At 61.0% G+C, this 16,104-nt stretch carries 15 protein-coding genes, 1 pseudogene and 1 riboswitch; of the genes and pseudogenes, 9 read left to right on the top strand and 7 right to left on the bottom strand.

Annotated features, from left to right (window positions below; all coding sequences use genetic code 11):
- Positions 1 to 28: 28 nt before the first annotated feature.
- Positions 29 to 451 (bottom strand): DUF6932 family protein, encoded by a 423-nt coding sequence (locus CHB96_RS30425; RefSeq protein ID WP_371829042.1) that lies wholly within the window; start codon positions 449 to 451, stop codon positions 29 to 31.
- Between the two features lie 1,153 nt (positions 452 to 1,604).
- On the opposite strand from CHB96_RS30425, the gene CHB96_RS22605 reads away from it, so the two are divergent.
- From CHB96_RS22605 to CHB96_RS22590, 4 genes and pseudogenes are all read left to right on the top strand, one after another.
- Positions 1,605 to 2,408 carry a ParA family protein gene (locus tag CHB96_RS22605; RefSeq protein ID WP_281254448.1) on the top strand — a complete coding sequence of 268 codons (804 nt, stop codon included), beginning with the start codon at positions 1,605 to 1,607 and terminating at the stop codon, positions 2,406 to 2,408.
- Positions 2,409 to 2,479: 71 nt separating this feature from the next.
- Positions 2,480 to 2,749 (top strand): hypothetical protein, encoded by a 270-nt coding sequence (locus tag CHB96_RS22600; protein WP_245866053.1) that lies wholly within the window; start codon positions 2,480 to 2,482, stop codon positions 2,747 to 2,749.
- A complete protein-coding gene (locus tag CHB96_RS22595; protein ID WP_089250490.1) occupies positions 2,746 to 3,549 on the top strand; it encodes a DUF2637 domain-containing protein in 804 nt (267 codons plus the stop codon). The genes CHB96_RS22600 and CHB96_RS22595 overlap by 4 nt, the downstream gene beginning before the upstream one ends.
- A gap of 472 nt (positions 3,550 to 4,021) precedes the next feature.
- Positions 4,022 to 5,278, top strand: a pseudogene (locus CHB96_RS22590) (IS256 family transposase).
- 280 nt (positions 5,279 to 5,558) lie between these two features.
- On the opposite strand, the gene CHB96_RS22585 reads toward CHB96_RS22590, so the two are convergent.
- From CHB96_RS22585 to CHB96_RS30315, 4 genes are all read right to left on the bottom strand, one after another.
- Positions 5,559 to 5,933: a fluoride efflux transporter FluC gene (locus tag CHB96_RS22585; RefSeq protein ID WP_176444444.1), complete on the bottom strand. Its 375-nt coding sequence runs from the start codon at positions 5,931 to 5,933 to the stop codon at positions 5,559 to 5,561.
- Positions 5,930 to 6,394, bottom strand: coding sequence for a fluoride efflux transporter FluC (locus CHB96_RS22580; RefSeq protein WP_245866051.1), 465 nt, complete (start codon positions 6,392 to 6,394; stop codon positions 5,930 to 5,932). Before CHB96_RS22580 ends, CHB96_RS22585 begins: the two co-directional genes overlap by 4 nt.
- Before the next feature lie 103 nt (positions 6,395 to 6,497).
- A riboswitch (Fluoride riboswitch) is annotated at positions 6,498 to 6,576 on the bottom strand.
- Positions 6,573 to 7,805: a Na+/H+ antiporter NhaA gene (gene nhaA / locus CHB96_RS22575; RefSeq protein WP_245866049.1), complete on the bottom strand. Its 1,233-nt coding sequence runs from the start codon at positions 7,803 to 7,805 to the stop codon at positions 6,573 to 6,575. It overlaps the preceding riboswitch by 4 nt.
- 153 nt (positions 7,806 to 7,958) lie before the next feature.
- The gene (locus CHB96_RS30315) at positions 7,959 to 8,090 is read right to left on the bottom strand and encodes a hypothetical protein (protein ID WP_281254447.1); all 132 of its coding nucleotides are present in this window, start codon (positions 8,088 to 8,090) and stop codon (positions 7,959 to 7,961) included.
- 400 nt (positions 8,091 to 8,490) lie between these two features.
- Here CHB96_RS30315 and CHB96_RS22570 point away from each other — a divergent pair, with 400 nt between their 5' ends.
- Positions 8,491 to 8,940: a MaoC/PaaZ C-terminal domain-containing protein gene (locus tag CHB96_RS22570; RefSeq protein ID WP_176444443.1), complete on the top strand. Its 450-nt coding sequence runs from the start codon at positions 8,491 to 8,493 to the stop codon at positions 8,938 to 8,940.
- 9 nt (positions 8,941 to 8,949) lie between these two features.
- On the opposite strand, the gene CHB96_RS22565 is transcribed toward CHB96_RS22570, so the two are convergent.
- The gene (locus CHB96_RS22565) at positions 8,950 to 9,582 is read right to left on the bottom strand and encodes a TetR/AcrR family transcriptional regulator (RefSeq protein WP_089250480.1); all 633 of its coding nucleotides are present in this window, start codon (positions 9,580 to 9,582) and stop codon (positions 8,950 to 8,952) included.
- Positions 9,583 to 9,708: 126 nt separating this feature from the next.
- On the opposite strand from CHB96_RS22565, the gene CHB96_RS22560 reads away from it, so the two are divergent.
- From CHB96_RS22560 to CHB96_RS22545, 4 genes are all read left to right on the top strand, one after another.
- Positions 9,709 to 11,322, top strand: coding sequence for an AMP-binding protein (locus tag CHB96_RS22560; RefSeq protein WP_089250478.1), 1,614 nt, complete (start codon positions 9,709 to 9,711; stop codon positions 11,320 to 11,322).
- Between the two features lie 56 nt (positions 11,323 to 11,378).
- Positions 11,379 to 12,149, top strand: a complete 771-nt coding sequence (locus tag CHB96_RS22555) for an enoyl-CoA hydratase/isomerase family protein (RefSeq protein ID WP_245866047.1) — start codon at positions 11,379 to 11,381, stop codon at positions 12,147 to 12,149.
- Complete coding sequence (locus CHB96_RS22550; protein ID WP_089250474.1) at positions 12,146 to 12,904, top strand: SDR family oxidoreductase; 759 nt, start codon at positions 12,146 to 12,148, stop codon at positions 12,902 to 12,904. The genes CHB96_RS22555 and CHB96_RS22550 overlap by 4 nt, the downstream gene beginning before the upstream one ends.
- Before the next feature lie 337 nt (positions 12,905 to 13,241).
- On the top strand, positions 13,242 to 14,600 hold the full coding sequence (locus CHB96_RS22545) for an MFS transporter (RefSeq protein WP_089250472.1): 1,359 nt from the start codon (positions 13,242 to 13,244) through the stop codon (positions 14,598 to 14,600).
- A gap of 474 nt (positions 14,601 to 15,074) precedes the next feature.
- Here CHB96_RS22545 and CHB96_RS22540 read toward each other — a convergent pair whose 3' ends face one another.
- Positions 15,075 to 15,815 carry an alpha/beta hydrolase gene (locus CHB96_RS22540; protein WP_245866045.1) on the bottom strand — a complete coding sequence of 247 codons (741 nt, stop codon included), beginning with the start codon at positions 15,813 to 15,815 and terminating at the stop codon, positions 15,075 to 15,077.
- Positions 15,816 to 16,104: the final 289 nt, after the last annotated feature.

Raw genomic sequence — 16,104 nt, 5'->3', positions numbered from 1 at the left:
CGGACGAGTTCGAACAGGTCTACTACAGTCAAGAATCGACCCTCCACCCGGAGATGTCGCAAGCATAGGAGCGGCAGAAAACCCGGGGCGGTTCACCTCGGCGCAGCGTGGTTACTGGCCACCAGGTTATTGGGAAGGGCTCCACTCCATACTCACGCACCATCCGTTCGCGTCGCTCGCCTTGCAACTCTGCGATGCGTCCTGCGCCAACACGTCCTTTGATCTCCAAAAGCTTAGGGCCGTCGAGAATCGGTGAGACATCGATGTCGTCGGGCTCCATCGCGCTACTTGCGAAACTGCCAGCGATCCAGATGGCCTTCAAAAGGCCGTTAGCACGTACGCTGGTCTGTGCATTTTGCCAGTCCAGCAAGTACTTCCCCAGATTGATGAAAAGCGCAGCTCGTCGCGCAGAGGAAGCAAACCGCGGGTGGTCAACGAAGTGCGCACGCAAGTCGGGGATGTCGCGAACTAGAGACGCCCCCGGCGATTCCCGGTGTTACGAGCACCGAGGCCGAGGGCGTCAACGAAACCTCAACCCAAAGGAAGGAGCTTCGACACACGATCCTAAGCGGTCATAACGACTTCTTCAAGAACATTCGCGACCACCCGCACCGGCTGACGAGCTACCACTAGCCCTCCGGTCCGGTGGATTCGCCGTACCTGAATCCACACACTAAGTGTGTGTATCCATCAGCGTACGAGTCGGTTTCGCAGTTTCGGTCCCAATCGGACGAGTCTATTTCTTTCGTCGTCCGGCCGGTCACGAGCGAACCGACCGTCGCTGCGTCGTTTTCTGGCAGCGCCCGACGTTCCAAACCAGCCTGCCGCCGGCCTGTGCACCTTATGAATCCTCGGGACCGGCCCCGAGGCACCACTGGCTCGACTGATCATCGACCAAGTGGCGATACCGATGAGCCACGCGTCCACTGCGACGCGGGGCCATCGGGCGTGGAGCGGACAACGCGGGTGCAGAAACAGTGGGGTTTCCCATGGGGGGTCCAAGAGAGAGCAGGACGAAGTCCCTTGTCTTACATACGCAACCCGAAGAAGAGAGGTAACCATGCACGTCATCCAGCAACCTGAACAATCGCCAATCTCAGGAGTCGATGCGGTACATACCGTCGAGAACAAAGCTCTAAGTCACCGGCAGCATTGGTGGCTGTTTACTGGTCGCCTGGATGCGGGTGATCGGACGAGTCAACCTGCTGGGCCTGTAGTGGCACCGATGCATGACGCCCGCTTCGAAGATCAATCTCGGCAACTCGTAGACACGACAAATGTGTTGTGGGTGAGCATTATTCGAACACCCATCGGGCCCGTGAACCAATCATCTGGGCATGAAATACACGTAAGACGCGACTTGGTGGTGTCGGACCTAGTTCATCCAACTCGGCCCATACGCTCCGCACACGCCACGTCTGCAACGGCTGCTCGGGAAGTGTTGTCAGTCGATGCATCCAATACGTCCCATGTGGGCATGGAACGTGTGGCACGCGTTGCGGGTGTAGCACCCCAAGCATCCGATACCTCCGTGGCGCGCGTGTCACCCGATGCTCCCGATACCAGCATGGGATGCCAGTCACCTATTTCGCGTATTGCATCCAATGGAAGTGAGGCCCGTGATGTCTGACGTTCTCGCGTTTTGCAATCAGAAAGGGGGAGTGGGCAAGACGACGTCCGTGTTCCACCTTGCCCATGCCGCCGCCAAGGTCGGAAAGCGGGTGCTGGTGGTCGACATAGACCCCCAGGGCAACCTGAGTACCGTCTTGAGCCGTCAGGTGCTCGCACGCGACGATGTCGGTGTCGCGGACGTGCTCTCCGAATCCTCCACGGCGACGATCGCCGACGCGGTCGTGCCCACCATTTGGCCGGGAGTCGAACTCGTCCCGACGGTCCCGGAGAACGAATCATTGGCATACGTCCGCGATCAACTGGTCGTCGCCGGCGCGGGGAGGGAGCGCCGCCTGCGGGACGCAGTCGACCTCATGGGCGGGGTGTACGACGTCGTGCTCATCGACTGCCCACCCAGCCTGGACCTGCTGACCATCAACGCACTCGTCGCAGCGCGAAAAGTGGTGGTGGTCAGCCAGTCCGCGCTGTTCTCGGCGAACGGGCTGGCGCGGCTGCGGCGCACGATCGAGGCCGTCAAACGCAGCTACAACCCGCAGCTCGAACTACTTGGGGCGATGATCAACCTGCACGAGAACAACACCATCGCCGGCCGCGAGCAGCTGATCGAGATCGCCGCCAACATCAACATCCTCGGCGACGCGATCCCGAAGCGCGTCGTAATCAAGGACGCGATGGAGTCGCAGACCAGCCTGCCCGACTGGGGCACCACGCAATCGCGAAACCTGTCGACGATCTACCGCGACACCATCGCAATCCTCACGGACGGAGTGCACTGATGCCCAGACCTGAACGCATGAAGAGCGCACTCGCCGATTGAAGCCCGGTCGACCCACCGCAACCGAAGGACGTGGATGCGCAACCGGAACCGGCACCGGTTGCGGACGAACCGGACCGAACGAAATGGAAGCGCTCGTTCTATCTGTACCGTTCGACCGTCGACGAGTTGCTCAATGCCGCCGAAGCATTGTCGGCGACACCGGGGGCACCGCGCGGTCCGTCGGATCTGGTCAACGCAGCGGTCGAGGAGTACCTGGAGACGTTGCGCAACAGGTTCAACGACGGTGAGCCGTTCCCGCAACGCACCGGCCCGCTTGCACGGGGACCGAGGATCCGATGACCGTCCACGCACAACACCTCCCGCACGACACCGCAGATGTCGACGCCCCGCCGATTCATCCGCGAGTCTTGCAGTGGGCGCTGGCAACCGCGGTCGTGCTGGTTGTCGGCATTGCGGGGGCGTCGTTCTGGTTGAGTTTCGCGGCGTTGCGGGAGCTGGCGATCATGGGCGGCACCGGTCACGCGCAGGCATGGGTGATCCCGATTGTGCTGGATGGTGCAATCGTCTCACTCACGGTGACGGCGATTGCGTTGTCGAACCACGTCGACAAACGCACAGTGCGCGGTAGGCGTTTCGTGACCCTGCTCCTGCGGGTTGCTGCTGCAGCGTCGATTGCAGGGAACTCGTATCACGCAGTGCTCAGTGCAACGTTGTTGCCAGCAGTGGTGTCGGCGGGTATTGCTCCCCTTGCGCCCATTTCACTCCTTCTGATGACGGAGGTGCTTGCAATCATCCTGCGTGCACCCCGCAGGGCTCACTGCGAGCGTTCTCCGAGCGACGTGGACGTCGGTGCCGACGAAGAGGTGGCTTCCAGGCCCGAGGTAGAGCTTGAGTACGCCGAGGAGTCCGAGAGTTCACCTACCCCACCGGTGATGTTGCCGATTCCAGAGATGGATGACGACGTCGACGTCCTGTCCTCCGAAGTGCGGGACACCGTCAGGCTGAGGCGGGCGCATCCTGAATGGTCCTGGGCGCGAATCGGTCAGGAGACGGATGGGGTAGTGGCGTCGACGGCGATGAGACGGTTCCGGAAATGGGAAGAGAACGCGTTCGATTCGGCTGTCGAAGCCGCTCGATAAGACGGCAGATGCGTGGTGTACGGCCTACCTTCCGGGGCCTGTGCAGGCTATTGCGCGCAGAAGCCTCCGAACGTGTTGCGGAAGCAGGTGAAGCGGCGAACCGGATCGTGAGATTCCGAAAAATGTTGGAGTACAGTCGATAACAAGCTCGATGGCGTGGCCACGGATAGAGCATGAACGTGCGGGGCAGCAGCTGAGAGCTACAGCGGGAACGCGCCGTGCTGACAACGGTGCGTTCCCGGTCGGAACATCCGCGACTGCGGAAACAATAATCTTCGTTCGCGCCGTTCCTGTCGAGCGCCGTACTCGGGCGTGTCAGATGGTTTGTGGGAGAGCTAATTGACACGAACGGAGCATTATCTTGACCATGATTGTGGGCAATCATCAGGCGGATGGCAACGGAGACGGCGGCGAGGACTCGGGTACGAGTGCGTTCGAGACGCTGCGATCCTCGGGCGCACTCGATGAGGTGATGGCCAAGACGACGCCGGCGAACTGCAGATCATCGGCAAGGGCGGGTTTCTGCAGGAGATGGTCAAAGCGGTCCTCGAATGCGGACTGAAAACCGAACTCACCGAACACCTCGGCTACGACAAAGACGATCCCGCTGCACGCGGAATCTCCTACTCCCGCAACGGATTCAGCAAAAAGACCGTCTCCAGTGAGGTCGGCGACGTGGCCCTGTCGATTCCACGCGATCGCGACGGCTCCTTCGTTCCGCGGCTGGATCCCATAGGCGCCCGACGGATCGGCGGTCTCGACGACATGATCGTCTCGCTGTACGCGGGCGGGATGACCGTCCGCGACATCGAACACCACCTGGCCACGACGATCGGCACCGAGATCTCCCGCGTGACGATTCTCCAAAATCAGCGATTCGGTGCTCGAGGAGGTCCTCGAGTGGCAGCGTCGCCCGCTCGATCCGATCCTGTACCTGGATGCGATCGTGGTCAAAATCCGCTCCGGCCAGCAGGTCAGCAACCGAGCAGCGCACATCGCGGTCGGTATCGACATCGACTTCAATCAAGCATGTGCTGGGCATCTGGGTGCAAGAACACGAAGGCGCGAAATTCTGGGCCGGGATCTGCGCCGAGCTCGCCAATCGCGGCCTCAAGGACGTGATCATCGCCTGCACGGACGGGCTCACCGGCTTCGGCGACGCGATCGAGGCGACCTGGCCGAACACCGTCGTGCAGACCTGCACCGTCCACCTGATCCGTGCCTCGATGCGGTTCGTCGCCTACGGTGACCGCAAAGCAGTCGCGGCGGCATTGAAGCTGATCTACACCGCACCGACCGTCGAAGCCGCCGAGGCCGCGCTCACCGACTTCAAGACCTCGAAATGGGGCTCGAAGCTTCCGACCGCAGTACGCACCTGGGAGAGCGCGTGGGAGCGGTTCATTCCGTTTCTGGCGTTCCCGCCGGCGGTCCGCAAGATCATCTACACCACCAACGCGATCGAATCTTTGAACTACCAGCTCCGAAAGATCATCAAAATCGCGGCCACTTCCCGAATGATCAAGCGCAAAAGTTTCTGTGGCTCGCGATCTGCGACATCGAAGACAAACGTGCCCGCGAACGCGACAAGCTACGCGGCGACCGACTCGCACCCCGCGACGGTACGAAGGCCAATCGACTCGTCGAAGGAGCACACGTCAACGGCTGGAAACAAGCCCTCGGCGCCCTCGTCATCAACTACCCGGACCGACTCGACCCCTACATCAACTGACACGATTTCCAGTTTCTTACACAAGATCCCCTCACCGGAGTCCTGCACCGGCCCAAGCGCTAACACCCTCTATTACGGCACGTGTTCTTCATGGCAGCCTTCAGCAGCTCCCAGCGTGAAGGCCCGTCCCGTGAGTTCTATCAGCGAAAACGCGCGTATACCAACGGCACGTCCAATCCATCTTCGCCCTCGCCGGCAGACTCGTCGGCGTCCTGTGGGCAGTCATCAGAGACCACCGCGAATGGCAGCCGATGACGCCTGCTTGTGCTGCGTGAAGTCATCAGGCGCTGCCGACGGCGAGTCCGACTGCAGCGGTGAGGCTGGTCGCGGCGAACGTTCCGGCTGCGGCAGCGACTGCAGAACGCCAACGCCCCTGACGAAGCAGGATCACGGCTTCGAGCATTGCAGTGCTGAAGATGCTGTAACTGCTGCAGAACCCGACTCCGACGAGGACACGTAACTCCGATGGTGCGCCGTCGACTAGGACCATGCCTGTGACGACACCGAGGCCGAAACTGGCAATGATGTTGATGCACAGCGTCGCCCACGGAAATGATGGGCTGACGATTTTCTTCAGCGTTTCGTCGGTGGCATACCGTGCTCCTGCGCCGATAGCGCCGATCCCGGCAACTGCGACGACCAAGGCTGCCGTCACATCGATGCCTCAGTCGGTCCGTGGCCGAGGGGTCCGGCCAGACGAGCGGCGGACCACATTCCGCCGCCGGCTGCACAGAGCCCGACGAGAACACTACCTGCGGCGTACACGGCCGCGAGGGCGATTCGGCCGTGATGAATGAGCAGGTCGGTGTCGACTACCAGTGAACTGTAGGTGGTGAACGTGCCCAGAAATCCGGTGCCGAGCAGTAGTCGTATCGAACGGCGACGTCCCACGTCGGAGCCGGAGCGGGTCAACGTCTCCAACAACAACCCGAGAGCGAAGGCCCCCACGATGTTGATCGCGAACGTCGACCACGGAAACGCACACGCTGGCGGAGTCCACAGGTCACCGACGACGTAGCGCGTCGGTGCACCGAGGCTGCCACCGGCTGCGACCATACCGAGCATGCGAGTGTGCGCGGTCAGTCGGCGCATCACTGTGGAGCCCGGGTCGGCCACCCAGCTGAATCAGCCGGGCACCACGTCGCAGAACTATCGAGTGGCGGCACTCGCATCTACACCTCCCGCCGGCCGGGCATGCCCCTGCCCGCCGACATCACATCGACTAGCAGGAACCATCAGCCATGCGGCGGTTCGAACCACACGAATGGGTTCAGGCGGGATCCATCGCCGAGGCTCAGTCTAGCGTCACGGTGGCGCCGCTTTTTCCCTGGTTCCGTTGCGTCGTCGCCGACTCGTAGGACCTGTTGCGGACAGCGAGATAGCTCGAAGCAATGACGGCGGCGAGCAGAGAAGCCGAAAGGACGCCGACCTTGACGTGTTCTTCGCGGGCACTGCCAACGCCGAAGGCGAGTTCACCGATCAGCAACGACACGGTGAATCCGATGCCGGCCAAGATCGCCACACCGGTCAGATCACGCCACCGCAGCGCCGCATCCAGTCTCATCCCTGGTAGCCGTGACATCCCGAAGGTCGCCGACAGAATGCCCACCGGTTTGCCCACCACCAACGCCAGGACGATGCCGATGGTCACCGGATCGACGAAGGACTGGCGCAACCCGTCGATGCCGCCCACTGCTACACCGGCGGCGAAGAATGCGAATACGGGCACCGCCACACACGACGACCAGGGTTGCAGTCGCTCGGCGAACAGTCCGCTGAGTCCTCTTTCTGTTGTCGAAATCCGTGACGGCACAGTCGAACGGCGGGCCGGTCGTACTGGAACTGTCAGCGCAAGCAGAACACCGGCAACCGTTGCATGGATACCGGAGGCATGCATCAACGTCCAGGTCGTCAACGCCAATGGAACCAGTACCCACCATCGGGTGACTCCACGTCGAGTCAGTGCACCGAACGCCGCCAGCGGGACTGCAGAGAGCGCGAGCGCTGTCGCAGAGACATCGTCGGTGTATCCGATGGCGATGATTGTGATCGCCAGCAGGTCGTCGACAACAGCGAGTGTCAGCAAGAACACCCTGAGCGGAGACGGCAGGTGTGACCCGACCACCGCCAAAATCGTTACCGCAAAAGCAATGTCGGTAGCCGCAGGAACTGCCCACCCCTCGACCGCCCCGTCGGCGGCGGCGACATTGACAGCGAGATAGATGCCTGCGGGCACGAGCACTCCACCCACGGCCGCGATCACGGGAATCGCTGCCACGCGCGGCCGTTTCAGCGAACCGACAACGAACTCCTGTTTGAGTTCGAGGCCGACGACGAAGAAGAAAATTGCCAACAACCCATCTGCAGCCCACTGTCCCAATGTGAGGTGCAACTGCAACGCGTCAGGACCCACCGCGGTCTCTCGCAGTACTGTGTAGGTTTCGCCCGCGGGGCTGTTTGCCCACACGAGCGCGGCGACGGTCGCAACGAGAAGTAGTGCGCCGCCGGTCTTTTCGTTGTGCAGCATGGAGGTCAGTCGAGTGAGGGGTGAATGCAGGATGGAACCCTGAGTGGGCATGCGAGTCTGAACCTTCCAAGAAGATGCCAGCAGACGCTTCGACTGCAGCGAAATTCGAGTCTGAAACGTCGGCCGGATCCGGGTGTTTGAACGCGAAGGAACTCAGCCGTGCTGCGGTGGGCACCCGGCCAGAATCGCACCCCATGTGGAGCGGTAGCCGTTGGTGCCGCAATGCGTCAGAATCCACAAGATCGGCTCGAATGCCGATTCTGCGGGACTCTGGACGCTGTTCACGCCGCCGAATCTACACCGAGCACCCGCGATTTTTCTCACCGTGCGGGAGACGACCGCATCTGTTGCTTCCCGCATTGAGATCCGGGCATTCTCCTGAGTCGAGGTGCTTGCTTTCGTGCAGCGCAGCGTCGTTGGGACTGCGCCTGCGGCGGCATGGGCCACCAGTCGGGCGTCCACCGGATTGAGCTGCGCTTCGCTCCCGTCGAAGAGCAACAAATTTCTTTCGTCGCACCTGGCTACAGGCGAGCTTGCGCCCGCCGGGGCCGCCGAGTCAACCGCTGGCGGCTGACGCCGGCACTGTTCGTTGTATAGAATCACTTCAAAATAGAGAATGTGTACGTCGAAGGGTCTCTTTGATGTCGAACTTGCAGGGGTGGTTGCGTATTCGGGGCTGCGAATCTTGACCGATACCTGGGTGCACGGATGCGATCTCGGCGTGGGTGATCGGTTCGAACTTTCCACGTACGAGGTACGTGAGTCGGAGATCATCGAGTTCGCGTTCCAGTGGGATCCGCTGGGGCTGCACACTGATGCAAGTGCCGCAGCGCACGGGCGATTCGGTGGGATCATCGCCAGCGGCGTCCAGACTCTTGGGGTCTTTCAGCGCCTCGCGGTAATTGGACACTGGCGATCCTGGCGGATCATCGCTGGGCGCGGAATCAAAGATCTCAGATTCGAGGGACCGGTGCACCCTGCAGACACACTATCGGGATGGTTCGTGATTTCGGGCGTCGAGTCGGTCTCACGCTCGGTGGATGTCGTGACGATCGCAGGTACGCTGAGTAACCAGTACGGCGCAACGGTGCTGACGCTCACCATGGAACTTCAACTGGAACACGGACTGTACTGAACGGCCGGGCTACTTCGGAGGTTCGTGCATCAATCCGTTCAGAAGTAGGTTACCGAGTTCGTTGAATGCGTCAGCAGCCGACAGCCCAGTGCGTTCGAGCAACACCCCGGATTGCACGCCCTCGATCGCGAGCGCGACCAGTTGCGATGCGAAGGCGCCGTCGTTGGCGCGAAAGACTCCGGATTCGATTCCGTCGTCGATCAATTCGCGTACACGCTCCGTGGCACGCGCAGTGTTGCGGCTATAAATCTCAGCGGTCGGCGGGAACGCCACCATGTCGTCATAGAACGCCTGTGAATTTCGGCGCATCGCGCGCGCGACACCGTTCAGGTACGTGGTGATGCGGGCGCGTGGATCTTTCTCGGCCGCGACGGTGGCTTCGATTCGTTCGGCTGATGCGCCGAAGAACTGCTTCGTTGCGAGGACGACGAGCTGTTCCTTCGTTGGTGCGACGCTGTACAGCGTGGCGCGTGAGCAGTGCAGCCGTTCGGTGAGCTCGCCGACTGAGACGGAGGTGAAGCCCTGGTCGAGGAAGATTTCTTCGACTCGCTGAAGGATGTCCTCGCGTCGGGCCGTGTCCACCCGGCGTCGACGTGGCGTGTTGACCGACGAGGAGGCCCGTAAGGCTGACGCTTTCGGCATTGTCCGAGTGTTCCACACCCTCTTCGAGTGGGTTCGAGGACTTTGCCTGTTCGCTTCCCTCGGCGCGTTCTGGAGGGTACGTTGGTGGGTACTATATATAATCGAGAAGTACCCGATTGGAGCGACATGACCGACGTCGAGTCCCGAGTCCGTGCAATTCTGCAGGACTACGCGGCGCCCAGCGCCGATGTGGCCTGGCTCTTGTGTGACCGTCACCCCCGTGAACAGAAAGCGCTGACGGTTGTCGACGCAGGCCGAACGGCGGTCGCCTACTCGTACGGCGACCTAGCAGACCGTTCGAGGCTGTTTGCTGGGCTGTTGACCGAGAACGGAATAGGACGCGGCGACCGCGTCGCTACTGTGATGGGTAAGAGCGCCGATCTGGTAAGCGTCATTCTCGGAACCTGGCGTGTCGGAGCGGTCTACGTGCCGCTGTTCACTGCCTTTGCCCGGGGCGCGGTCGAGTCGCGGCTGATGGAAGCGTCGGCCGCGATCGTCGTCGCCGACGAAGATCAAGTGTCCAAGGTTCCGGCTGGTCCCTGGCGAACGATCGTCGCCGGTGGATCCGGCAGGGATAGTCTCGATGATGCACTCTGGGCGGTGGCCCCACATTCAGGCCCCAGTATCGCAGTCGGCGGCAATGGGCCTTTGGTGCACATGTTCACCTCGGGCACGACAGGTACTCCTAAAGGGGTGATACACCCGGTCGGTTACATAGCCGGGTGGCTCGGCTACCTGGAATTCGCTCTCGGCGTCCAGAGCGGGAGCGTGTTCTGGTCAGGTGCCGACCCGGGTTGGGCCTACGGTCTGTACACAGCGGTGGTCGCACCTCTCGCCGCAGGAATCCCGACCATTCTGCTTCGCGGAGGCTTCTCTGCCGAGGCGACTTGGGCAGTACTGTCCGATTCGAAGGTCACTGACTTCGCCGCAGCTCCGACGGTGTACCGAGGTCTGCGGGTTGCGGATGTGGCGATACCCGAGAACCTCGCCCTGAAGCGGCTGTCCAGTGCTGGTGAACCGTTGACGCCTGAGGTGAACGAGTGGGCCTCGGCGGCACTGGGATTGCAGGTGCACGACCACTACGGTCAAACCGAATTGGGGATGCCGATCGGATACGCGCATCATCCTCAGCTGATCCGCGAGCTCGCAGTCGGTTCGATGGGGCCTGCCCTTCCCGGGTGGGAGATGACCGTCTTGGACGAACTGGACGATATCCGCGCGGAGCCGGGGAAGATGGGACGCCTGGCTGTCGTCGTCGACGACAGCGAGTTCATGACGTTCACTGGATATGCCGGAGCGTCTGCAGGAACTACCGATCGGTTTCGTGCCGAGGGAAAGTACTTCGTCACCGGCGACTCTGCGTCGATAGACAACGACGGCACAATTCGGTTCTCTTCGCGCGATGACGATGTCATTATCATGGCGGGATACCGCATCGGTCCGTTCGATGTCGAATCTGCACTTCTGCTTCATCCAGCGGTCGTCGAATGTGCGGTTATCGCTGCGCCGGACGAGGTTCGAGGCGAAGTCGTGGAAGCATTTGTCGTGCTTTCCTCTGAGGCCGTAGGCTCCGATGAGCTCGTTGCCGAGTTGCAGGCGTGGGTGAAAACCAACTACGCCGCGCACGCATACCCGAGGCAGATTCACTTCGCTGACCTACTTCCCAAAACTCCGAGCGGAAAGATTCAGCGGGCAGAGCTACGCCGTAGTCGTCGCGAGGCGAACGTCGGTGCGCGTTGAGCGGCACAAGCGAGTCGAGAGGTGCCGCTGAGTCGGTCGTCGTCACCCAATCGGGGTTGGTTCGTACACTCACCCTCAATCGACCGCGTCGGCGCAACGCCCTCGACAATCATCTTGTCGAAGCGCTGGATTCGGCGCTGTCGGATGCCGAACAAGACCCGGGCACCGCGAGTCTGATCCTGACCGGAAACGGAGCGAGCTTCTGCGCGGGGGCCGATCTGCAGTACTTTCTCGGCTTGCACGCTGCGTATGGCACGCCTATCGGATTCCTGAGGCAGGTCTCAGCGCTCGTCACTCGACTGGAAACAAGCCAACTGCCGATCGTTGCGGCTCTGCACGGGCATGCCGTTGCGGGCGGGTTGGAGTTGGCGCTGGGTTGCGACATCGTGGTGGCCGCCGAAGCGACTCTCATCGGTGACGGACATATCAAGAACAATCTTCTTCCGGCAGGCGGATCCAGTGTGCGACTGCAACGAAAGGTCGGAGAATCCATGGCGCGGTGGCTGTCGCTGACGGGAACACTGGTCCCGGCTCGTCGGCTCGCCGATGCAGGTTGGATTCATGCGGTCGTCGACGAGAAACACCTGTCGGAGACCGCACATGCCGTCGCTCTCGAACTAGCGGAGAGCGCGGGGCCTGCTCAATCGGCATTCAAGTCATTGCTGTTCGACCTTACTTCGATGGACTCCGAGCGTGGCCTGGACAGAGAACTCGACTGTTTCGACGACCATTGGCGATCGAACGACGTTCCAGCACGACTGACGGCCTTTCTTGACCGAAAACCTATGTCTTCCAGTTCAACCCCAGCAACCAGAGGAGTGCAGTGAACCGTTTCGACGAACAGGTCGTCCTCGTCACCGGAGGTGCGCAAGGTCTTGGCGCTGCCATGGCACGCCGCTTCGCTGCGGAAGGCGCGGTCGTCGCCATCGGAGACGTGAACGTCGACGCCGCAGTTCTCTTGGCCGCATCGTTACAGGAGGAGTTCGGTCGCCCCTCCTCCGCTCATGAAGTCGATGTGACCGATTCCGCGAGTGTGGCTGGATGGGTGGACGAAATAGCTACTGCACACGGCCGAATCGATGTGCTCGTCAACAACGCAGGAATCATTCGCGACAACAGGATCGAGGACATCGGCGACGCAGACTGGCATTCCGTGGTCGACGCATCGATGACTGGCTCCTTCTACTGCGCCCGTGCAGTTCTGCCCCACATGCGTGGCCGAAAGTACGGTCGAATCGTGTCTTTCTCGTCCATGAGTTGGCGCGGGAATTTCGGACAGGCCAACTATGTGGCGGCGAAGGCAGGCATCGTCGGTCTCACACGCACGATCGCGTTGGAGACTGCTCGACAAGGAATCACCGCCAACGCGATCGCACCGGGTCTGATCGAAACCCCGATGTTGGCCTCGATGAACGCTGCTGCGCGAGACAAGCTTGTATCCAAAGTGCCGCAACGTAGGACAGGACGTCCTGAGGACATCGCGGAGGCTGCGGCCTACCTATGTTCGCCCGGAGCCGGATATGTAAGCGGCGTAGTGCTCGATGTCGATGGGGGGCTCGGGGTCGGATCCTCCATTCGATAACCGCATGGGATTCTACGAAGGCATGCCCGGCAGCCATGTGCTGCCGGGCAATTCGGCGTTGTCGTGTGGATAACCGAAGCTGTGGACGAGTAGTTGGATTCAGCGGAGGGGTCGCGGATGCCGGGAATTGTGGGTACTTTAGCTATCGCAAAAGTACCTGATGTAGTACCGTCGATTCAGTTCGTGATCGGAGTCACAGATCCAACTGCTCTGTCCGTGCACGTCACATGCGCATGGACGTCACAACAGCCTCGCTTGCGCCGTGGCCGTTGTCGCTGCGAATCGCCGGCGGTGAGAGCCCGCTTGCCGGTCCACTACGAATTCGACAAGGAACCCCATGACCACATCATCCGGCGATCGCGTGCGACCGACCGAACAGCCGACGGCGGATAGAACGCCGAGCACGACGAGTGTCCGACGCGTCGCGCTCGCCAGCTGCATCGGCACCACGATCGAATGGTACGACTTCTTCATCTACGGAACTGCCGCAGCATTGGTATTTCCCACCGTGTTCTTTCCCGCCCTCGGATCGGTAGCGGGAACCGTAGCGTCGTTTGCCACGTTCGCAGTCGCATTCGTCGCACGGCCGGCAGGAGCGATTCTGTTCGGTCATTACGGCGACAAGATCGGCCGTAAGAAGACCTTGATCTCCACTTTGTTGCTGATGGGGATCTCGACTTTGTTGATCGGATTGCTTCCCGGCGCAGTGACAATCGGTATCCTGGCACCAATTCTGTTGGTGATTCTGCGCTTTGCGCAAGGCTTCGCAGTCGGCGGAGAATGGGCAGGTGCGAACTTGTTGACAGCCGAGTACGCGCCGCCGGGTCAGCGCGGGTTCTACGCGATGTTCCCGCAACTCGGCCCATCCCTTGCCTTCATCTTGTCGAGCGGAACGTTCTTGATCACCGGTGCCGTACTCGGTGACACCAACGAAGCCTTCTTGAGCTGGGGATGGCGAATCCCGTTCCTGCTCTCGATCGTTCTCGTCGGCATTGGCCTCTTCATGCGCCTGGCGATCGAAGAGACGCCGGTATTCCAGGCAGAACAAGCTCGTCGCGACCGATCCGACACACCTGCTGAATCTCGTCCGATGCCATTCCTGGATGCATGGCGTTACCAGAAGAAAGAGATCATGCTCGCGGCCGGTGCACTTGCCATCGTGTTCGCCTTCTTCTACATGGGAACGGCGTTTCTCACCAGTTACGCAAGTAAGACCCTGGGCTTCACTCGCCCGTTCGTCTTGACTGTCGGGATCATCGCCGCTGTCGCTTTCGGAGCCGCGATCATCGTTTCTGCGCTTTATTCCGACAGGTTCGGTCGGCGCAAGGTGATCCTTGCATCGAGCGTGCTCGCGGTTATCTGGTCGCTGATGCTCTTCCCGATACTCGACACGGGAAGCCCGGTCGCCTTCGCGGTCGGAGTGAGCGTGACGCTGGTGATCTTCGGAATCGCGTACGGACCCATCGGCGCGTTGCTGCCCGAAATGTTCGACACGCGGTATCGGTACACCGGTGCAGGATTGGGGTACAACCTTGCAGGCGTTCTCGGCGGTGCGATCCCGCCCCTGATCGCGACTCCGCTTGCCGCTTCGTTCGGAAGCATCGCGATCGGTGTCATGCTGGCAGCTATCGGCGTCATCAGCGTCGCGTGCACCCTCGCGATGAAGGAAACCAAGAACCGCGAGATCGCTCGATAGTCCGTTGAGCTGATGACGGGTTGAAGTTGTTTCGAGATTCGGTGTGCCTTGCGGGAGAAAAGTGCTCCCTGATACTCGGTCGTGGTCCACCGATTCCGGCACACGCGGTCGACTGCGTTCGCCCGCCAAACAATGTTCTTCGCAGAATTCGGATTCGCGCACTGTCACATCAAGTGCTCGAATCCGAATTCGCATTGCCAGGCCACCGGCTTCCAGAATCTACGGCTTCAAAGGTTAGATCAGACCCATGCAGCTGTGTCCATGCCGTCCACTCGCTGTCGACTTCGGCGGCATAGCCACAGGTGCTCGGGTTTGCCGACCACGACTCTCGGCTGCGGGAAGCTGAAACGGCCGTGGGTACGAATTCTTCGATCACCGTTCGAGGATACGAAGAAAACACACCGGGGGACCGTAGGATCCCTACTCTGATCCGAGTGCCATCGAATGACATCGGACATTCAGAATGGCGCTCGATCAGACCCAATGCTTATCTACGAACTGCCTTACCTCTCGGTCGACCAATGCGTCCTCGGGCGCAGTGCCGAAGAATCCCCCGTGCGGGGCGGCCTCGAACACGTGCAATTCGGTGGGTACTTCAGCGGCGCGCAGGGCTCGGTGCATTCGAACTGCATTGGACAAGAAGACATCGCGAGTTCCTGCTGTGAGAAGAGTGGGAGGAAAACCTTCTTTCAAGTCCGCGAACAACGGTGAGAGATACGGGTGGGCAAGGTCATGACCTCCGGCATACAAGCGATTGACCGGCATCAGACTCTGATTGCCGACGATGTCGACGGCAGCGTTTGTCTGAAAGGTGTCGCCCGATTCGGTGAGGTCGAGTTCTGGGGTGAGTAGCACCGCCGCAGCAGGAAGGGGCAACCCTTCATCTCGCGCCCGCAGGATCAGAGCGGCGGCAAGATTGGCACCCGCGGAACCGCCCCCGATGATTACCCGACTCGGGTGGTGTTCTCGTAGAACAGCGCGGTACGCTGCGACGCAGTCGTCGAGAGGCGCGGGGTAAGGGTGGTCCGGTGGCATGCGGTAGTCGACAGCCCACGTTCGTGCACCCACCTGACCGGCAGTGGCGATACCGTTCAGCCGGCAGGTTTCGCCGCCGCCTTGGATCAGAGCGCCGCCATGGATATCGAGAAAGACGCGGTCGTCGTCGATTGACGTGTTCGGCGGTGTGACCACGAAGACGGGCACGCCCTCTGCCATTGTCTCCTCGACGTCCGCCCCTACGTTGGCAGCTCGATGTAGGTACATCGGACGCATTGCTTGCTCGGTCTCTGCGATTCGTTGCTTCCAAGCGTTGACATCTCCTAGCGGAGGGTAGGGCGGAGCACTCATCAGGCCCTGGGCTAGGAATTCCTGTGCTTCGGCACTGACCGAGGTTGGTACCGGAATCGCACGAGCTGGTGTGTTGAGTGAATCGTGGATAATTCTGCGTGTCATTGTGGGTTCCCTTTCAGGCTGAGAGGCAAAATATGGCACTGAGCCGACGCGG

Source organism: Rhodococcoides kyotonense (genome assembly GCF_900188125.1).
Classification (GTDB): domain Bacteria; phylum Actinomycetota; class Actinomycetes; order Mycobacteriales; family Mycobacteriaceae; genus Rhodococcoides; species Rhodococcoides kyotonense.
The sequence above is the reverse complement of the archived record's forward strand: the minus strand, read 5'-3'. Positions and strand labels throughout refer to the sequence as shown.

Coding starts and splice junctions, on each gene's coding strand:
- CHB96_RS22605 (WP_281254448.1), top strand. CDS start 1,605: ATGGAAGTGAGGCCCGTGATGTCTGACGTTCTCGCGTTTTGCAATCAG.
- CHB96_RS22595 (WP_089250490.1), top strand. CDS start 2,746: ATGACCGTCCACGCACAACACCTCCCGCACGACACCGCAGATGTCGAC.
- nhaA (WP_245866049.1), bottom strand. CDS start 7,805: ATGCTGCACAACGAAAAGACCGGCGGCGCACTACTTCTCGTTGCGACC.
- CHB96_RS22565 (WP_089250480.1), bottom strand. CDS start 9,582: ATGCCGAAAGCGTCAGCCTTACGGGCCTCCTCGTCGGTCAACACGCCA.
- CHB96_RS22560 (WP_089250478.1), top strand. CDS start 9,709: ATGACCGACGTCGAGTCCCGAGTCCGTGCAATTCTGCAGGACTACGCG.
- CHB96_RS22545 (WP_089250472.1), top strand. CDS start 13,242: ATGACCACATCATCCGGCGATCGCGTGCGACCGACCGAACAGCCGACG.
- CHB96_RS22540 (WP_245866045.1), bottom strand. CDS start 15,815: ATGGCAGAGGGCGTGCCCGTCTTCGTGGTCACACCGCCGAACACGTCA.